Annotated in this window: 15 protein-coding genes; 8 read left to right on the top strand and 7 right to left on the bottom strand. The window is 66.0% G+C overall.

Features of this window, described 5'->3' with window-relative positions; translation table 11 throughout:
* Positions 1-16: 16 nt before the first annotated feature.
* Together desA and ACXJ16_RS24915 are read right to left on the bottom strand one after the other, a co-directional pair.
* Positions 17-1,423, bottom strand: a complete 1,407-nt coding sequence (desA, locus tag ACXJ16_RS24920) for a syringate O-demethylase (RefSeq protein WP_185999254.1) — start codon at positions 1,421-1,423, stop codon at positions 17-19.
* Positions 1,424-1,445: 22 nt separating this feature from the next.
* On the bottom strand, positions 1,446-2,195 hold the full coding sequence (locus ACXJ16_RS24915) for an alpha/beta fold hydrolase (protein WP_185999253.1): 750 nt from the start codon (positions 2,193-2,195) through the stop codon (positions 1,446-1,448).
* A 72-nt stretch (positions 2,196-2,267) separates the two neighbouring features.
* Between ACXJ16_RS24915 and ACXJ16_RS24910 the strand changes: the two genes are divergently transcribed.
* From ACXJ16_RS24910 to ACXJ16_RS24885, 6 genes are all read left to right on the top strand, one after another.
* On the top strand, positions 2,268-3,137 hold the full coding sequence (locus tag ACXJ16_RS24910) for a methylenetetrahydrofolate reductase (protein WP_132469757.1): 870 nt from the start codon (positions 2,268-2,270) through the stop codon (positions 3,135-3,137).
* A gap of 74 nt (positions 3,138-3,211) precedes the next feature.
* Positions 3,212-4,096: a formyltetrahydrofolate deformylase gene (gene purU / locus ACXJ16_RS24905; RefSeq protein ID WP_186000071.1), complete on the top strand. Its 885-nt coding sequence runs from the start codon at positions 3,212-3,214 to the stop codon at positions 4,094-4,096.
* Positions 4,097-4,099: 3 nt separating this feature from the next.
* Positions 4,100-4,960 carry a bifunctional 5,10-methylenetetrahydrofolate dehydrogenase/5,10-methenyltetrahydrofolate cyclohydrolase gene (locus ACXJ16_RS24900; protein ID WP_185999252.1) on the top strand — a complete coding sequence of 287 codons (861 nt, stop codon included), beginning with the start codon at positions 4,100-4,102 and terminating at the stop codon, positions 4,958-4,960.
* A complete protein-coding gene (locus ACXJ16_RS24895) occupies positions 4,953-5,357 on the top strand; it encodes a dihydroneopterin aldolase (protein WP_185999251.1) in 405 nt (134 codons plus the stop codon). The genes ACXJ16_RS24900 and ACXJ16_RS24895 overlap by 8 nt, the downstream gene beginning before the upstream one ends.
* Positions 5,358-5,374: 17 nt before the next feature.
* Positions 5,375-5,785: a protocatechuate 4,5-dioxygenase subunit alpha gene (gene ligA, locus ACXJ16_RS24890; protein ID WP_054438141.1), complete on the top strand. Its 411-nt coding sequence runs from the start codon at positions 5,375-5,377 to the stop codon at positions 5,783-5,785.
* The gene (locus ACXJ16_RS24885; protein ID WP_185999250.1) at positions 5,785-6,678 is read left to right on the top strand and encodes a class III extradiol dioxygenase subunit beta; all 894 of its coding nucleotides are present in this window, start codon (positions 5,785-5,787) and stop codon (positions 6,676-6,678) included. The genes ligA and ACXJ16_RS24885 overlap by 1 nt, the downstream gene beginning before the upstream one ends.
* Positions 6,679-6,715: 37 nt before the next feature.
* Here ACXJ16_RS24885 and ACXJ16_RS24880 read toward each other — a convergent pair whose 3' ends face one another.
* The 3 genes from ACXJ16_RS24880 to ACXJ16_RS24870 are packed head-to-tail and all read right to left on the bottom strand — an operon-like array spanning position 6,716 to position 11,179.
* Positions 6,716-7,720 carry a LysR family transcriptional regulator gene (locus ACXJ16_RS24880; RefSeq protein WP_054438143.1) on the bottom strand — a complete coding sequence of 335 codons (1,005 nt, stop codon included), beginning with the start codon at positions 7,718-7,720 and terminating at the stop codon, positions 6,716-6,718.
* 30 nt (positions 7,721-7,750) lie between these two features.
* The gene (locus ACXJ16_RS24875; RefSeq protein WP_054438042.1) at positions 7,751-8,671 is read right to left on the bottom strand and encodes an NAD-dependent epimerase/dehydratase family protein; all 921 of its coding nucleotides are present in this window, start codon (positions 8,669-8,671) and stop codon (positions 7,751-7,753) included.
* Between the two features lie 51 nt (positions 8,672-8,722).
* Positions 8,723-11,179, bottom strand: coding sequence for a TonB-dependent receptor (locus ACXJ16_RS24870; protein ID WP_054438044.1), 2,457 nt, complete (start codon positions 11,177-11,179; stop codon positions 8,723-8,725).
* Between the two features lie 136 nt (positions 11,180-11,315).
* Here ACXJ16_RS24870 and ACXJ16_RS24865 point away from each other — a divergent pair, with 136 nt between their 5' ends.
* Both ACXJ16_RS24865 and ACXJ16_RS24860 read left to right on the top strand, forming a co-directional pair.
* Entirely contained in the window at positions 11,316-12,455 is a 1,140-nt protein-coding gene (locus tag ACXJ16_RS24865) for an FAD-dependent monooxygenase (protein WP_185999248.1), read from the top strand.
* Positions 12,456-12,843: 388 nt separating this feature from the next.
* On the top strand, positions 12,844-14,499 hold the full coding sequence (locus ACXJ16_RS24860) for a cation:proton antiporter domain-containing protein (protein WP_185999247.1): 1,656 nt from the start codon (positions 12,844-12,846) through the stop codon (positions 14,497-14,499).
* Between the two features lie 26 nt (positions 14,500-14,525).
* Here ACXJ16_RS24860 and ACXJ16_RS24855 read toward each other — a convergent pair whose 3' ends face one another.
* Both ACXJ16_RS24855 and ACXJ16_RS24850 read right to left on the bottom strand, forming a co-directional pair.
* Positions 14,526-15,578, bottom strand: coding sequence for an AraC family transcriptional regulator ligand-binding domain-containing protein (locus ACXJ16_RS24855; protein WP_463922453.1), 1,053 nt, complete (start codon positions 15,576-15,578; stop codon positions 14,526-14,528).
* Between the two features lie 132 nt (positions 15,579-15,710).
* The gene (locus ACXJ16_RS24850) at positions 15,711-16,856 is read right to left on the bottom strand and encodes a sulfotransferase family protein (protein ID WP_454798633.1); all 1,146 of its coding nucleotides are present in this window, start codon (positions 16,854-16,856) and stop codon (positions 15,711-15,713) included.
* Positions 16,857-16,958: the final 102 nt, after the last annotated feature.

Here is a 16,958-nt window from a genome sequence, read left to right as displayed (position 1 = left end):
TTCGCGGAATCCCGGATCAGGCAACAGCCTTGGTGCGCCAGCCTTCGGCATAGGAATCCCGGGCCACTTCCGAATAGGGCACGGATGCTACCGTCGCACGGATTTCGGTCTGGACGTGGCGTTCCACCGTGGGTTTGCGCGTTCCGCCATCGGGTTCGCCCCAGAGCAGGACGACTTCGGTGCCCGGCTCCGCCACGGATTCGTCCACCATCGCCAGCGAGAGGAAACGCCCCTCGTTCTGGGTGTAGCCGATCCAGGTCGAAAGGCCGACCTGCTTGCCGTCTACCAGCACCGCGTCATAGGGATGCATGGCGTAGACCGCGCTCGGATAGTCCATGTACTTGGCACGGTCGCCGCCCTTGGTCAGCATCGAGCTCTGGACGCGCATCACATCCTCGTTGTTGAGGGCCAGCGTCACCTTGCGGCGCTTGGGCGCGTCCTTCATCTTCTCCAGTGCTTCGCGGCCGATGAAGTCATGGTCGAACTTGACCATGATGCCGTAACCCAGTTCCCAGGGGTTGAGGTAGTAGTCCTCGATATTGTCGGACACGAAGCTGCCGCCGATCGAGGTCATCCCTTCATAGGATCTCGCCGAGAGCCATTCCCGATATTCGCGCAGCGATTCCCCGCTGTAGATGGCGGGCAGCGGCGAGGGAATCCAGCCTGATTCCAGCGTGTTGGAACTGTAGGTCCGCCCGCCCGAGGGGAGCAGGCCGAAATCCTTGCCCGCTTCCAGCAGGGCATTCCGGACGGTGTCATAGTCTTTCCACGGACCGAACAGCTCGTAACCGGGCTGGCCCGCCATGCCGTGACGCAAGGCGCGCACTTCGGCGCCGGCGATCGTGATCGGCGCCATGTGGAAGAACTTGAGATCGGGGGGCGTGATCCCCATCGCGCGTTCCAGCACCTTCATGGCGTTAGGCCCCTGAAGCTGGAAACGGTAGTTGCGGCGGTAGCCCTGCTGATCGAGCGGACGGGCGGCGGTGCGGTCATCCCGTTCGACCTTCACGTCCCATTTGCCGGAGGCGGCGTGGAATTCCACCCACTCGATCGTGGGTGCGCGGCCCACCAGTTCGAAGGTATCTTCGGCGAGATAGAACAGGATAACGTCGCCGATTACGTAGCCTTCCGGGGTCACCGGCGCGAACTGCTTGGCGCGGTTGGGCACGAAGCCCTTGAAGCTGTTCGGGGCCAGATAGGACAGCATTTCAAAGGCCTGTGGGCCGGTGACCAAGAGGTCGACCATGTGGAAGCTCTGGTTGAACAGGATCGCCGTTTCGGCCCAGGCCCGTTGTTCGTCGCGCCAGTTCGAGTATTCACCCGGAACGCCGGGATAGACGTTGGGTCCGGTCTGCTGGTTGCGCAGGAAATCGACGATGTCTCCCTTTTCGTCGATCAGTTGCTGGAGCGATTTTTCGGTCATTCCATCATGCCTTTCAGGTAGTTTATGCTTTGTTTTGAATTGTTAACGCCGGCTGGAGAGCCAGCCATCCGCGCAGTGCGGCGTTGAAGGCATCGGGCCGTTCCGCCGGGGCCATGTGTCCGGCATCGGCCACGATCGTCAGCGGAGCACCGCCGAGTGCCTCGGCGATCTCGCGGTGCTGATCGACCGGGGACCACGCGTCGCTGTCCCCGACCATCAGCGAAACCGGGCATTCCAGGGCCGCCAGAACGGCTCCCACCTCAGGCCGATGGAGCAGCGCCTCGATCTGCGCCTCGAACACAACCTGACCAGAACCCATGCACATCGCACGCAGAGACGCATAGAAACCGATATCACCGCGCCGCGAAGGGCCGATCATCGGCGGCAGCCACGCATCGACGAGCGCCCCGAAGCCTTCCCGCCGTCCAAGGTCGCGAAGGGCGTATCGCTTCTCCTTTTCGCCGGGCCGCACCGGGTGGATTCCCGTATCCGCAAGCGCCAGTCGCGTGACCCGCTCGGGCGCCTTGCGGGAAACCTCCAGCGCAACCCGCGCGCCCATCGAATGGCCCAGCAGCGCGCAGCGGCCGGGCATGCGGGCAAGGGCGTAATCCGCCATCGCCTCGATGCTGTCTGCCCCGCCGTAGAATCCGTTCACGGTCATGCTGGCAGGAAAGGCGGAAAGCTGGCCGCCGAACATGCGGCCATCGCAGAGCAGCCCCGGCAGGATCACCAGCGGCGTCATTTCGGATTCGGAGAATGAATTCGCATCCATGAATTTTCATCTATACGAAACGATCTGGGCACGCTAGAGCGAATCCAACGAGAGGAAGTGGGGAGAACGAAAATGACCACCCCGATCATTCATCCCAACTGGGCCCGGCCGGCACTCAACATGGTCGACGGGTACTCGCTGGAGATGACCGCCAAGGACGTGGAGGCCCTGCGCGGGGCTGCCGCCGCGATTGCGCCCGAAACGCCGATCGCGGTGACGTTCCTGCCCGGTGAGGAATTCGAATCCCGCATTGCCGCCGCGCGGCTGGTGCGCGAACTTGGTTTCGAGCCGATGCCGCATTTCTCCGCCCGCCGGATCGCTTCGGCCGAGGAATTCGAACGCTATCTGGCCGCGGTGACGCGGGAAGCCGGCGTCAAACGCTGCTTCGTGATCGCCGGAGACCCGTCAGAGCCGGAAGGCCCCTTCACCGACAGTTCCGCCCTGATCGCCACCGGCGCTTTCGAACGCAACGGCATCACCGCCATCGGCATCGGCGGGCACCCGGAGGGGCATCCCAACATGACCGAGGAGGAGTGCTGGCAGGTGCTTTCCGGCAAATGCGCGGAAATCGAATCGCGCGGCATGGCGCCCCTCATCGTCACCCAGTTCGCCTTCGATGCAGCGCCCGTGCTCGACTGGCTCACCCGGCTGCGCGCGCGCGGCATTGACGCGCCCGTGCGGCTCGGCGTGCCCGGTCCCGCCGGGATCAAGACACTGATGCGCTTCGCCGCGCGCTGCGGCGTGGGCGCCTCGGCTTCGGTGCTGACCAAATACGGCATCTCGATCACCAGACTGATCGGATCGGCCGGACCGGACAAGCTCGTCGATGCGCTGGAGCGCGGACTGGCACCGGCCCACGGCAAGGTCCGCCTGCACTTCTATCCCTTCGGCGGCATGGAGAAGACCGTCGACTGGATCAACGAATACGCCCGGCGCCACTGAGCGGGAACGGGCGAAACAAGAACGAGAGAGGAGCCTGCCCCGTGTCCGACCTACTGGCCGATACCCTGTCCGAAGTGCTTCGCGGCCCCGTAAGCGGGGATGCCTCCGAAATCTGCACGCTGCGCCTGCAATGCGAAGACAAGGCCGGGCTGGTGGCCCAGGTCGCGGTATTCCTGGCGACGCGCGGCTGCAATATCGTCGATGCCCAGCAATTCCACGACCAGCTTTCCGGCGGCTTCTTCATGCGCGTGGAATTCCAGCGCGGGGCCGGGCGCTCGCTCGAAGACCTGCGGGCCGAATTCGCACCGATCGCCGCCGAGGCCCGCATGACCTGGTCGCTGCGGGACAAGGCCGCGCCGAAGAAGGTGCTGCTGCTGGTTTCGAAATGGGACCATTGCCTGGGCGACCTGCTCTACCGCAACCGCATCGGCGAACTGAGCATGGAGGTGGTCGGCATCGTTTCCAACCATCCCCGCGAACTGCTGCACACCTCGCTCATCAACGGGCTGCCCTACCATCACTTCCCGATCACCAAAAACACCAAGGCCGAGCAGGAAGCCCGCATCAAGCAGGTGGTGGACGAGACCGGCGCCGAACTGATCGTGCTTGCGCGCTACATGCAGATCCTGTCGGACGATCTGGCCGCGTTCCTGTCCGGCCGCTGCATCAATATCCACCACTCGTTCCTGCCCGGCTTCAAGGGCGCCAAGCCCTATCACCAGGCTTTCGACCGCGGCGTGAAGATGATCGGGGCCACCGCGCACTACGTCACCGCCGATCTCGACGAAGGGCCGATCATCCATCAGGACGTGGAAACCGTGACCCACGCCGACATGCCGGAGGAACTGGTGCGCAAGGGCCGCGATATCGAGCGCCGCGTGCTGGCCGAAGCGGTGCGGCTCCACCTCGACGACCGCGTCTTCGCCAACGGCGCGCGCACCGTCGTGTTCCGGGGATAGCCGATGGCCGAGCGCATCGACGGCCGCGCCATAGCGCAGGCCATGCTGCACGAAACGGCGCAGGCGGTCGAACAGCTCAAGGCACGGGGCGTGGCGCCTGCCCTTGCGGTGGTGCTGGTCGGCAGCGATCCGGCCAGCGAGGTCTATGTCGGCCGCAAGGTGGCCCAGTGTGCCCGCGCCGGGATCCGCTCGCTGGAGCACCGCCTGCCCGCCGAGACCGGGCAGGCGGAACTGCTGGCCCTGATCGACCGCCTCAACGCCGACCCGGCCGTGCACGGCGTGCTGATCCAGCTTCCCCTGCCGCGCGGGATCGACGCTTCGCTGGTGCTGGACCGGGTTGCGCCGGGCAAGGATGTGGACGGCTTCCACCCGGTCAACGTCGGCCGCCTGTCCAGCGGCACCGGGGGGCTGGTGCCCTGTACGCCGCTGGGGATCATGAAGCTGCTGGACGGCCTGATAGACGACTATCGCGGGCTGGAAGCGGTGGTGATCGGCAAGTCCAACATTGTCGGCAAACCCGTGGCCATGCTGCTGCTCGAACGCGAGGCGACCGTCACCGTCACCCATATCGAGACGCGCAACCTGCCCGATGTGGCACGCAAGGCGGACATCATCGTCGCTGCAGCCGGAGCCCCGCACCTCGTGCGCGGATACTGGGTGAAGGAGGGCGCGGTGGTGATCGACGTGGGCATTACCCGCGTCACCGATCACGACGGCCAGACCCGCATCGTCGGGGACTGCGCCACCCACGAACTGGAACACGCCCGCGCCGTCACCCCGGTGCCGGGCGGGGTCGGGCCGATGACCATCGCCTGCCTGCTCGCCAATACCGTCAAGGCCGCAAGGGACACACTCCATGGATGACATTGCCACGATCGACCGTGTTTCCGCCCGAACCGCCACCACCGAAACGGCAGTGCTCACCACCGTGCGCGTGCGCGATCTGCCGCTGCTGGCGGACGTGGGCATCAATCCCGACGAGGTCGGCCGCCGCCAGCCGCTGGTCATCACCGTCGAACTCGCGCTGGACGCCGGCGCGGTGGACGGCATCGGCGAGACGGTGGACTATCGCCGCATCGCCGCCGCCGCCGAAACGCTGGCCGAAGTGCACATTCCGCTGATCGAGACGTTCGCCCGCCGTCTGGGCGAGCAGTGCCTGGCCTGGGCGCCGGTGCGCGAGGCGCGGGTGAGCATCGACAAGCCCTTCGCCCTCACGCGCGGTCTCGCCGGGGTGGAAGTGACCGTGCGCCGCGCCCCATGAACGCAGGAGAGGAAACCATGCCCGCGATTACCGACGTCAACGCCTATCTGGCGCAGTTCGACGACATTCCCGGCACCCGGGTCTTCACCGCCAGCCGCGCGCGGCGGGGCTATCATCTCAACCAGTTCGCGATGAGCCTGATGAAGCCGGGAAACCGGGAACGCTTCAAGGCAGACGAGCGCGCCTATCTGGACGAATGGCCGATGACCGAGGCCCAGAAACAGGGCGTGCTCGACCGTGACTACAACCGCCTGCTGGACCTTGGCGGCAACGTTTATTTCCTCGCCAAGGTCTTCTCGACCGACGGGCTGAGCTTCGTCCAGGCAGTCAGCACGATGACCGGGATGAGCGTGGAGGATTACCAGGCGATGATGCTGGCGGGCGGCCGTTCGCCGCTCGGCGTCCGCTCGATCAGGGAGAACACATGATGGCCCGCATTACTGCCGGCATCGGTTGCAGCCATATTCCCGTGCTCGGCTTCGCGCACGATCACGGCCGCACCGCCGATGCGATCTTCAAGCCCGCCTTCGACGGCTTCGACTGGACGCGCCGCTGGATGCGCGAGGAGGCCCGGCCCGATGTGGTGATCCTGGTCTACAACGATCATGCCTCCGCCTTCGACATGAAGGTGATCCCGACGTTCGCGATCGGCTGCGGCGAAAGCTACCAGCCGGCCGACGAAGGCTTCGGCCCGCGGCCGGTGCCGGTGGTGGAAGGGCACCCGGACCTTGCCTGGCACATCGCCCAGAGCCTGATCCTCGACGAATTCGACATGACCATCATCAACGAGATGGACGTGGACCACGGCCTCACCGTACCGCTGACGATGATGTTCGGCGCAGTGGACAAGTGGCCCTGCAAGGTCATCCCGCTGGCGGTCAACGTCGTCACTTATCCGCCGCCCTCGGGCAACCGCTGCTGGGCGCTGGGCGAGGCGATCGCGCGCGCCGTGGCGAGCTTCCCGGAGGATCTCGACGTGCAGGTCTGGGGCACCGGCGGCATGAGCCATCAGCTTCAGGGGCCGCGCGCGGGGCTCATCAACCGCGAATGGGACAACATGTTCCTCGACGGGCTGGTGGGCGAAAGCCAGCACCTGCGGCATGTCCCCCACATCGAATACTTGCGCGAGACCGGCAGCGAGGGGATCGAGATGGTCATGTGGCTCATCATGCGCGGCGCGCTCGGCCGGGGCACCGGCGTGCTGCACCGGCACTACCACGTTCCGGTCAGCAACACCGCGCTCGGCCATATCGTGCTGGAACCGCGCCGTGCCGATGTCGCCGCCGAAGCACCCGAGGCAGAGGGCGCCCTCACCGGCTGAACCGGGCCGGGCGCCCCTTAGGCGGCGTGGACGCCGCCTAGCGGGGCGGCTGCGGGTGGTTCATCCGGTACTCGACTTCCAGCGCGTCCCGGTCGATCCGGGGGCCGGTGAGCGGAACCACGTTGCCCGGCTCCTCCACCTTGCGCGTCGCGATCAGTTGCAGCCGCTCGACGATCCAGCGCAGCGCGCGGTCGTTGCTGTTCGAGAGGTGCCATTGCAGCGCCTCGCGGATCGGCGGAAAGTCGAACGGGATCTCGCGCATGATGAGCGGCATGTTCTGCACCACCTGTTCGGCGAGGCGGCGGTGCATCGTGGCGATGCGGTTGGTGTTCACCACGAGGCCGGGGAGCGACAGGAACGTCGGCGCCACCACCTCTACCCGCCGCTGCTGCTTCTGGCGGCGCACGAACCAGTCGTCGAAAGCGGGGACGCGAGCCTTGCCGAAGCGGGCGGTGACATGGCCCAGCTCGAAATAGGTCTCCTTCGTCATCGCCCCCTGCATCGCCGGATTGCCGTCCCAGCCGACCACGACATAGTCGTCCTCGAACAGGATCAGGCTGGGGTGATCGGCCGAGATCGCGTAATCGATCGTCAGCAGCAAGTCGATGTAGCCGCGTTCCAGCGCCTCGATCGGGAAATCGTTCATCGGCTGGATCTCGAAGCGCATCTGCGGCGCATCGCGTTCCAGTTCCGCCAGCGCCTCGGTCAACAGGACCTGCGTGGAATAGTCCGAGGCCATGATCCGCACCTGCCGGTCGGCGGTGGAGGGATCGAAGGCCGGGGCCACCGAAATGGTGGTGCGGATCTGCTCCAGCACGGCGCGGACCGGTTCGATCAGTTCCTCGGCACGGGTGGTGAGGATCATGTTTCGCCCCTTGACCACCAGCAGGTCGTCGGCGAAGTATTCGCGCAGGCGGCCCAGCGCGCTGGACGTCGCCGACTGCGAGAGGCAGAGCCGGTCCGCAGCAAGCGATACGCTCTTCTCGGTCAGCAGCGCGTCGAGCGCGACCAGCAGGTTGAGGTCAAGTCTTCCAAAACGCATCGCCATCTCCCGCACCCTCTTCGCTTGTGGTTATTCCAAAGTCGCGAGGGCACTGGCGACCAGTCTAGCAGGATCGCCATCATGCGCAAAACCCGCATGTTCCGCTGCCGGCGTCGCCAGCCTTGGCTGCGCGGCGAAGGCCGCCTCCAGCGCCGCATCGGGTGCGTAAGTCACGAGATCGGGCGAAACCCCGCACTGGCGCGCCGCTTCTTCGGCAAGCGCGCCCATCGTCAGGCGCAGCGCCGGCAGGGTCACGGCGCGGGTCGGCGGCAGCAGCGCGCTGTCCAGCGTCAGGGCGTGGACGAAATTGTCCGCACAACGCGCGACCGACTGCGCCCAGATCGTGCCCTGGGCCGAGACCGGGCAAACGAAGGCCTCACCCGCCTTCAGCGCATGGAACAGGTTGGACATGAATGCCGATTTCATGCCTGACGGCCCCTTGGGCCGCGCGAGGATGCCGGGCAGGCGCACTGTTACCGCATCGATCAGGCCGCGGTTGGAGAACATGGCCGCCGCATGTTCCATCATCGCCTTGTGCCCGCCATAGATCATCTTCGGCGACAAGGGCGTGGCATCGTCCACATGGGCAGGCAGCGGATCGCCCAGCACCGCGATGGAACTGGCATAGACCACCCGCAACCCCGGCGAGAGCGCCGCCGCTTCCTGCAGCAGGTCGTACATCGCGTCGATATTGATCCGGCGGGAGGCGCCCGGGTCCGCCTCGGCCGCGCCGCCCGGCACCGTTGCCAGATGGACGAGCGCGTCGCAGCCCCGCCCCAGCGCTTCGGCGCGGACCCCGGCATCGCCAAGGTCGCCTTCCACCGGCCGGACGCCCGGCGGGATGCCGCCGGCGTGGCTGTCTATTCCGGAGACCTCGTGCCCGGCCTCCAGCAGGCGGCGGGCAAGTTCCCGGCCCACGAACCCGCCTGCCCCGGTGACGACGACTTTCACTGCATTCTCCTTGAGTAACGGCAAGCACAGGCCCCGCGCAGCATCCCGGCCTCAGAACGTTCCCGAAAGGCGCAGGCCATAAGTGCGCGGAGCGGTGTAGCGCGCCACCGCGAAGCCGATGGGCGAGGACTGCGGCGTGGCGACGCGGCGCTTGTTCTCGATGTTCTGGACGAAGGCGCCGATCGAAAGCCCGCCGTCCGACAGGCGCAGCGTCAGGTTGGCGTCGGTCAGCCAGTAACCGCGGATCTTCTCGAAATCGAGATACTCGAATGCGCCGTATTGCGAGGACCGCCACGAAGTGTTGACGCTGCCGACCAGTTCGTAATCGTCGCCCAGCGGCACGACCTGTTCGGCGCCGAGGTTGACCGTCCACTTGGGCGAGAACAGCAGCGGGCGGCCCGAACAGTTGAACGCCAGGATCGGCGTTACCCCGTCGCTCAGGTAATCCCCGGTGGCGGAAGAAGGACAGTTGATGTTGTTGCGCGGCGAGGCGGTGGTAAGCGTCAGCTCCTTGTATTCGGTATCGAGATACTGGACCTTGGCCGAAAGCGTGGTGTTGCGCATCGGCTTGACCATCAGGTCCACGTCGAAGCCCTTGATGTCGGCGCGCCCGGCATTGTCGATGGTGTTGATCAGCACGGAATCCGGCGAGACCGTGAAGTAGTTGATCTGCTGGTCCTTGTACTTCCAGTAGAAGGCTTCGACGTTGAGCTGGACGTGGTCGTTGAGGAAACGGTTCTTCGAACCGATGGTATAGGCGGTGATGAATTCCGGGTTGTAGGTCGGATTGCCTTCGGAAAGCTGGAAGCCGCCCGCGCGGTAGCCGGTTTCGACCGAACCATAGAGCAGCGAATCCTTCGCCAGGTCGAACTCGGCTCCGACCTTCCACGTCACGCGGCTGAAGTTGCCGGAATCGACCACCGGATAGTAGGTCTTGAGGATCAGGCCCGCGCCGCTGAGCAGCGGATAGACCTGATCGCTCGCCGCATCCGTGCTGCCCGGCGCGATATAACCGTTCGCGATCAGCCAGTTCACGGTATCGCCGGTAGAGGTGAAATTCGGGAAGTTCGGGATATTGCCCGGCACCGCGCAACCCTGCCCGAAGGAATCGGGCGGCGTCACCGCCGGGATGCCGCCGCAGAAGGCGATGAAGTTGTTGATGATCCCGTCGATCGACTTGTGATCGCGCGTATAGCGCAGACCGCCGATCAGGCGGAAACTGTCGGTCAGGTTGGCGGTAAGCTGGCCGAAGCCCGCCAGGCTCCGGGTCTTGTGCGTGTAGTGCTGGATCGGCAGCACGAATTCCTGGTTGTATTCTCCGGTATTGCGGATCTTCTCGTCGAAGAAGAAGCCGCCAACCACGTAATCGAACATGCCGACCGTGCCCGCCAGCCGCGTTTCGAGGCTGAACTGGCGGTCCTTCTCATTCGTGTAGGCGGTGTTGAATGCGGGACCGTAGAAGAAGCTCTCGGCCTTGGTGTTGCGGTACGCAGGCAGGACGGTGAGCGTTCCGATGCCGGTGTCCAGCGTGACTTCGGCGTTGAGCCCCCAATAGGTCGCGTCGTTCATCTGCTGGCGGTTCATCGCCGTGAGGAACCCGAAGCCCGGAGCGCCGAGCTGGGTCTGCCGGTAGGCATTGGCGGCATCGGTGTTCAGCCCTTCCGAACTGTCGAACCCGGCAGGCGTGAAGGTGAATCCGGTCGCCCCCGGCGTGAACGAACCGATGTAGCTCGATCCCGCGCCCACCCCGCCCACATGCGTGTAATCGCCGCCAAGACGGATGCTGAACCGGTCCGTCGGTTCGAACAGGAATTGCGCGCGCAGGCCGCTGCGATCGAGATCGTCGCTGCCGTCGCGGTTGTAGCCGTCATGGTACTGATGCGTCGCCGCCACGCGCAGCGCGGCATTTTCACCCAGCGCGAGATTGGCGAAACCCTCGGCGCCGACGGCGTCGTAATTACCCACCGTCAGGGTGAAGCCGCCGGAACTGCGGCCGAGTTCGGGCCGGTTGGGTATGATGTTCACCGCACCGCCGGTGGCATTGCGGCCATAGAGGATGCCCTGCGGCCCCTTCAGCACCTCCACGCGGGCAAGGTCGTAGAATGCCGAACCGAACGCCCCCGCCGCGCGGCCCAGCACAACGCCGTCATAACTGGGCGTGACGGCCGGATCGTTGTAGCTCGAATTGGTGATGTTGCCGACGCCGCGCAGGAAGATCGAGGTGTTCGAACCGCCGCCGTTGGTCACCGTAAGCGCAGGCACCGCCTTGTTCAGCGCGTCCGCCTGGGTGATGCCCTGCTGCAGCAATCGATCTCCGCCCACGGCATCGATGGCGATGCCCGCATCCTGGAGCGTTTCGGCGCGGCGCTGGGCGGTGACGATGATGTCGCCAAGGCCGGAACTGTCCTGCGCCGGTGCAGCTTCCTGCGCGAGCGCGGGCATGGCGCCGCCGAAGACGGCGAGCATCATCACGGCCAGACTCGAGGAATGGAAAAGTCGATTGCGCATGGCGCTCCTCCCGATGTGTTTGTTCTTGCCGTCGGGGCTAGCCAAGCGGCCGGCGTTGGTCACACCGATTGTATCGATGGGCAGGCATCCACAGTTCGGATTTGTGTGACGACGCGGCCTCGCTACCTCTCGTGGCATGACACGGGAGAGCATCAGCAGCATCGCCACGGCACTTGTCGTGGGCGGGGGAATCGGCGGCATGGCCACGGCCATCAGCCTTGCGGAACGGGGCGTTCGGGTGGACCTGATCGACCTCGATCCGGAATGGCGGGTCTATGGCGCCGGCATCACGATAACCGGGCCGACCTTGCGCGCCTATCGGCGGCTCGGCCTGCTAGAGCAGATCAAGAAGGCAGGCGCCATCACCAACCGGACGCGGCTGTTCCGCCATGACGGAACCCACCTGCACGATCTCGACGAACCGGTGATCGAGGAAGGCCTGCCCGCAACCGGCGGGATCATGCGCCCCGTGCTCCACCGGATCATGCAGGCACGGGTACGCGAACTGGAGATTCCCGTCCGTCTGGGCCTGACGGTCAACCATCTCGCAAGCGACGCGAGCGGTGTCGACGTGACGTTTTCCGATGGCACGAACGGCCGCTACGACCTCGTGGCGGGGGCCGACAGCGTCTATTCGACCGTGCGCGAACTCGCCTTCCCGCACATGGGCCCCGCCCAGCCGACCGGGCAGGGCTGCTGGCGCATCTCCATCCGCAAGCCGCCCGGCCTCGACGCCGGCGAATTCTTCCTCGGCCACAACAACCCCTGCGGCATCACCGCCTGCAGCCCGGACAACGTCTACATGTGGATGCTGACCCGGCACGAACCGCGCGAGAGCTTCATGGACGAGGAGGAACTCCACGCCGCGCTCAAGGCCCTGCTTGCAGACTTCGGCGGCAATGCCGGATGGATTCGCGACAACATGACCCGCGAGGACTGGATCAATTACCGCCCCCTCGCCGCGGCCCTGCAACCGCGCCCGTGGAGCCGGGGCCGGATCGTGCTGGTGGGCGATGCCGTTCATGCCACCACGCCGCACCTCGCCTCGGGCGCCGGGATGGCGGTGGAAAGCGGCATCGTCCTGGCCGAGGAACTGGCGAATGCCGGCACGGTGGAAGCAGGTCTCGCCGCCTATGAGGAGCGCCGCTTCGACAGGTGCCGCGACGTGATCGAAAGCAGCATCGCCATCGGCAGGCTGCAACTGGAGCACGGGCCGCCCGAAGAACACAAGGCGCTGCTGGAAGGCGCGCTGACCCGGCTCAACGCCCCGTTCTGACGATCTATCGGGAACGCCCTGCCACTGCTGCCTCGCGCGTGTCCGGCGGCGGCAGGGCAGCGCGTCGATCCCCCGGCAGCCGCGAAATCCCGCGCTTCGCGGGGCCGCGGAAAGGCACGTCTGCAACAAAGATACGGCGGCAGCGATCCAAGGTGCTGCAAATCGCGCCATATCTTGATACCCTCTGCCCACGGCCGAACGCCCCCGAGATCAACCGGAAGGAGCAGAGGATGCCTCGCAAGCGCAACATCGCCCCCAGATGGCTCATGCCCCTGCTGCTCGCCGGTTCGATGGTGGCAGCGGGACTTGCGGCAACTCTCGTGTCATCCTTCCAGTAGGTGGGCGGCGAGCCGGCCATACCCCGCCACGCCGGAGCGAGGAGCAGCGCTTGCCGCATCATACGCCCTTGATCGGAACCATCGTCGCCGGGCTGGTGGCGGCTTTCGCAATGGGGGCGCTGGCACAACGGCTGCGGATATCCCCGGTAGCAGGATACCTGTTCGCCGGAGTCCTCGTCGGCCCGTTCACCCCGGGCTTCGTCGCCAATTCCGCCCTCGCCAACGAACTGGCCGAAATCGGCGTCATCCTGCTGATGTTCGGCGTCGGCCTGCATTTTTCCTTGCGCGACCTGATGTCCGTGAAGGCCATCGCCGTTCCCGGCGCGGTGCTCCAGATCGCCGTGGCGACCGCGCTTGGCGCGGGCCTTGCGGTCCATCTCGGGTGGAGCCTTGCCGCGGGCCTGGTGTTCGGACTGGCATTGTCGGTGGCGAGCACGGTCGTCCTGCTGCGCGCATTGCAGGCCGGAAATCTGGTCGATACGGAAAGGGGGCGGATCGCCATCGGCTGGCTGATCGTCGAAGACCTCGCCATGGTGCTGGTGCTCGTCCTGCTGCCGGTGCTCGCCGGCATCCTGAACGGGGCGGCGGCGGATACCGCCAATCTCGCGAAGATCGTCGGCATCACCATCGCCAAGGTGGGCGGCTTCATTGCCCTGATGCTGATCGTCGGCAAGCGGGCGATCCCGGCCGCATTGCACTGGGCGGCCCATACCGGATCGCGCGAACTTTTCCGTCTGGCCGTTCTCGCCATCGCGCTCGGCGTGGCGTTCGGCGCGGCCTATGTCTTCGACGTCTCCTTCGCGCTGGGCGCCTTCTTCGCCGGCATGGTCATGGGCGAGCGGCAGTTGAGCCGCCGCGCGGCGGAAGAAACCCTGCCCCTGCGGGACGCCTTCGCCGTGCTGTTCTTCGTCTCGGTGGGGATGCTGTTCGACCCGGCGGTGCTGATCGAACGCACCGGAGCCCTGGCCGCGACCGTCCTTATCATCGTCATCGGCAAATCGGCCGTGGCGCTCGCGATCGTGCGCGCATTCGGCCACCCGCTCCAGACCGGGTTCGCAGTGGCTGCGGGCCTGGCGCAGATCGGCGAATTCTCCTTCATGCTGGCAGCCCTCGGCGTCCGCCTCGATCTCCTGCCCGAGGAAGGCCGCGACCTGATCCTCGCCGGGGCCATCCTGTCCATCCTGGCCAATCCGCTGATCTTCCGCCTGCTGGCAAGCCGTCACGCCATCGTGAAAGCCGCCGTGCCCACCGCCGCTTCCCCCACCGGCAACGGCGACCAACCGCGCAGCGGCCATGTTATCCTCGTGGGCTACGGACGGGTCGGCAAACTGGTTGCCGACGGCATGGGCTCCGGCAACCGGTCACTGGTGATCGTCGAGGAGCAGGACGATCTGGCGAAGGCGGCGCGGGAAACGGGGCTCGATCTGATCACCGGCAACGCGGCAACCGCAGACATACTCGACCAGGCCGGGATAAGGGACGCCAGCAAGCTGATCATCGCCATTCCCGAAGGCTTCGAAGGCGGCGTGATCGCGCAGCGCGCACGCCAGATCAATCCCGAGATCGAGATTCTCGCCCGCGCCCATTCGGATGAGGAAGTCGAGCATCTCAAGCAGGTCGGCGCGGATCACGTCGTCATGGGAGAGCGCGAGATTGCCCGGAGCCTGCTGACGCTGGCCTCGATCCGCAGGCCTCGGCCGGCTTGAACAACCGGGCGCCGGGATATCGGTGCTCAGGGCAACGCTTCCCGCGCCGCCTGGCGAATCTCGCGCGGCGAGGCGGCGAGGCTGCTCCGCGCAAAGCGCGACATGACCGACTGCTCGGCGAAGCCCAGCTTCTCCGATATGCGGCTGAGCGGCAGGTCGGTCTGCTGGAGGTAATAGAGCATGAAGTCCCGGCGGACCTCGTCCTTGATCGATTGGAAGCTGATGCTTTCTTCGTGAAGACGCCGGTGCAGGGTGCGCGGATGAAGGTTGAGATGGCGGGCGACATCGTCGTTCCCGCAGCGACCGGTCCAGAGCAGTTGCCTCACCACGCCGCGTACTTGCGCATGGACCGGCGGGCGCTGTTGCCGGAACCGGCGGGAAACATGCTCGGTCACGTCGCGCAGGCCCTGCCGGTCGGCATCGGCGACCGGACTTTCAAGATCGCCCACCGTGAAGACCACGCCGTCCTCGTTCTGGCAGAAACGCACTTCGCAGCCGAAATGCTCGCGGTAGACTTTCGCGGGGGACAAAGCCTGGTGGCGAAAGTGGACGCGGCGCGCGCCAACGCGCTGCCCGGTGATCGCGCGGGCGCCCAGGTGTCCGGCCAATAGCACCTGCTCGATCGCCTGGCTGCGCGCCGGCAAATCCTCGGCCAGCAGTTCGTGGCCCATGAAGACATGCTGCCCACCGGCGGATCGCCCCATCCAAACCCGCGCGGCGAGACTGTGCGCGGCATTGTGCGTGGCGGCATAGGACAGCGCGTCACCGAACCGCAGGACGCTGCGCATGGCTGCACCGAGCGGCCCGAACACATCCACGCCGCCCTGCCGCTGCGCAAGACGCAGGCCGAAATCCGGCCGGTCCAGCACGTCCGCCGCCCGGCCCACGACTTTCAGCCACTGCCCGCACGTTATCGCCCCGGCCCGGTCGCAGGCTTCCTCGTCCAGCCCGACCGCGCACAAGAGGGACTGCGGATCGCCGCCAAGATCGCGCACGACCTGCGGAAAATGGCGCAGCAGCCGCGCCTGGATCACCTGCGTTCCCGCATCCGGCGTGCCATCGACGAAAGGCTCCCGCATCTTCTTCGCCGCTCCCGACCGACTCAGCGCAGGGCCGCACCCCGCCGCTTATGGCTGCAAGAGATGCTCCTGCCTGCAAGGCAGGGTCAACGCGGAGGGCAACGCCTTGGCGATAGCGTCAGCCCCGCCGTATCACGAGCGCGTGGGAATGCGGAACCGCTCCACGTAATCGGCGAATTCCCGCCTCACCCCGGCGGCATCGAGGCCGTAGTCCTCCAGCCGATATTCATGCCGGCCGTGCTTGCCCTTGGGATTGTCGGCGAGGAACGCGGTCATCGCCGCTTCCGCCCGCGCCGTCAGCGGTTCGCCGAAATGATCGTAAAGCCGCTTCATCTGGCCCACCGGATCGCGCATCTGCGCATCGTACTGGATATCGAAGATCGCGTCCGCGCCGTGTTTAGCGCGATATGCATCCTGCCGGGCGATCATGAGGTGGAATATCTCCACCATCTGCGCGCCGATGGCATGGGCGTCTACCGCGTCGCTGTACATTCGCCGCACCGCGTGGATGAGGCTGCATGCCGAGCCCACCACTTCCACCGGATCGCGATGAGTCATGACAAGCTGCGCATCGGGATAGACTTCGGTCAGCTCGTCCAGAAACAGCGGATGCCATGGATTCTTCAACGTCCAGCGCCCGGGCGCCTCGGCCTGAAGGCATTGCAGCAGGCGCTTGTGATAACGGAAGGCCGGGCGATAGTCGGCCTCGTGCAGGAACCACTGCCGATAGCCGGGAACATGGGCCTGCGCCTCATAGACTTGCGCGCAGAACGAAGGCGCCATGGCGAACTGACACTCGGTCGGGCTGTCGGAATCTTCATGGTGGATCGCGGCGATATGGGGGGCGGCGCCGATCGCGCGCGCCATCTGCGCCTGCATCCGCTCGAAACGCGGGCCGGCGGACAGTTCGTCGCTGCGCGGCGGCGGCACCGGGTCGAACGCTTCCCAGCGCAGGAAACAGCGGCGGTCCGGGTCGGCGGCCAGCAGGTTGATGGTCAGTGTCGTGCCGGTGCGGGGCAGGCCGAAGACGAACATCGGCTTTTCGACCGGACGCTCCAGCAGTTCGGGATGACGCGCCAGCCAGTCTTCCACTTTCATCCGGCCCGCCAGCGCCGAGACCAGCGAGCCGATGGAGCGCTGCCGGCCCGCTTCGGTAAGCGCAGCCTCGTTCTGGTAATCCTCCAGCAGGATCGCGAGGCCCGACAGGACCGCCTCGTCGCCAAAGTCGTTAAGGCCCGTCTCCGCGCTTGCCGCCGCAATGATGTCCTCGACCTTCACCCGCTTGTCCCCTCACCTTCCTCTGCCGCGTCGTGCGCGCGGTTCGAAGGCCGGGTCTAGCCGCAGCAGCCGGCACTTTTCTTGACCGATAAGGACATCGCA

The organism is Novosphingobium sp. TK71, assembly GCF_055361505.1.
This window is presented reverse-complemented; position numbering and strand designations above follow the sequence as displayed.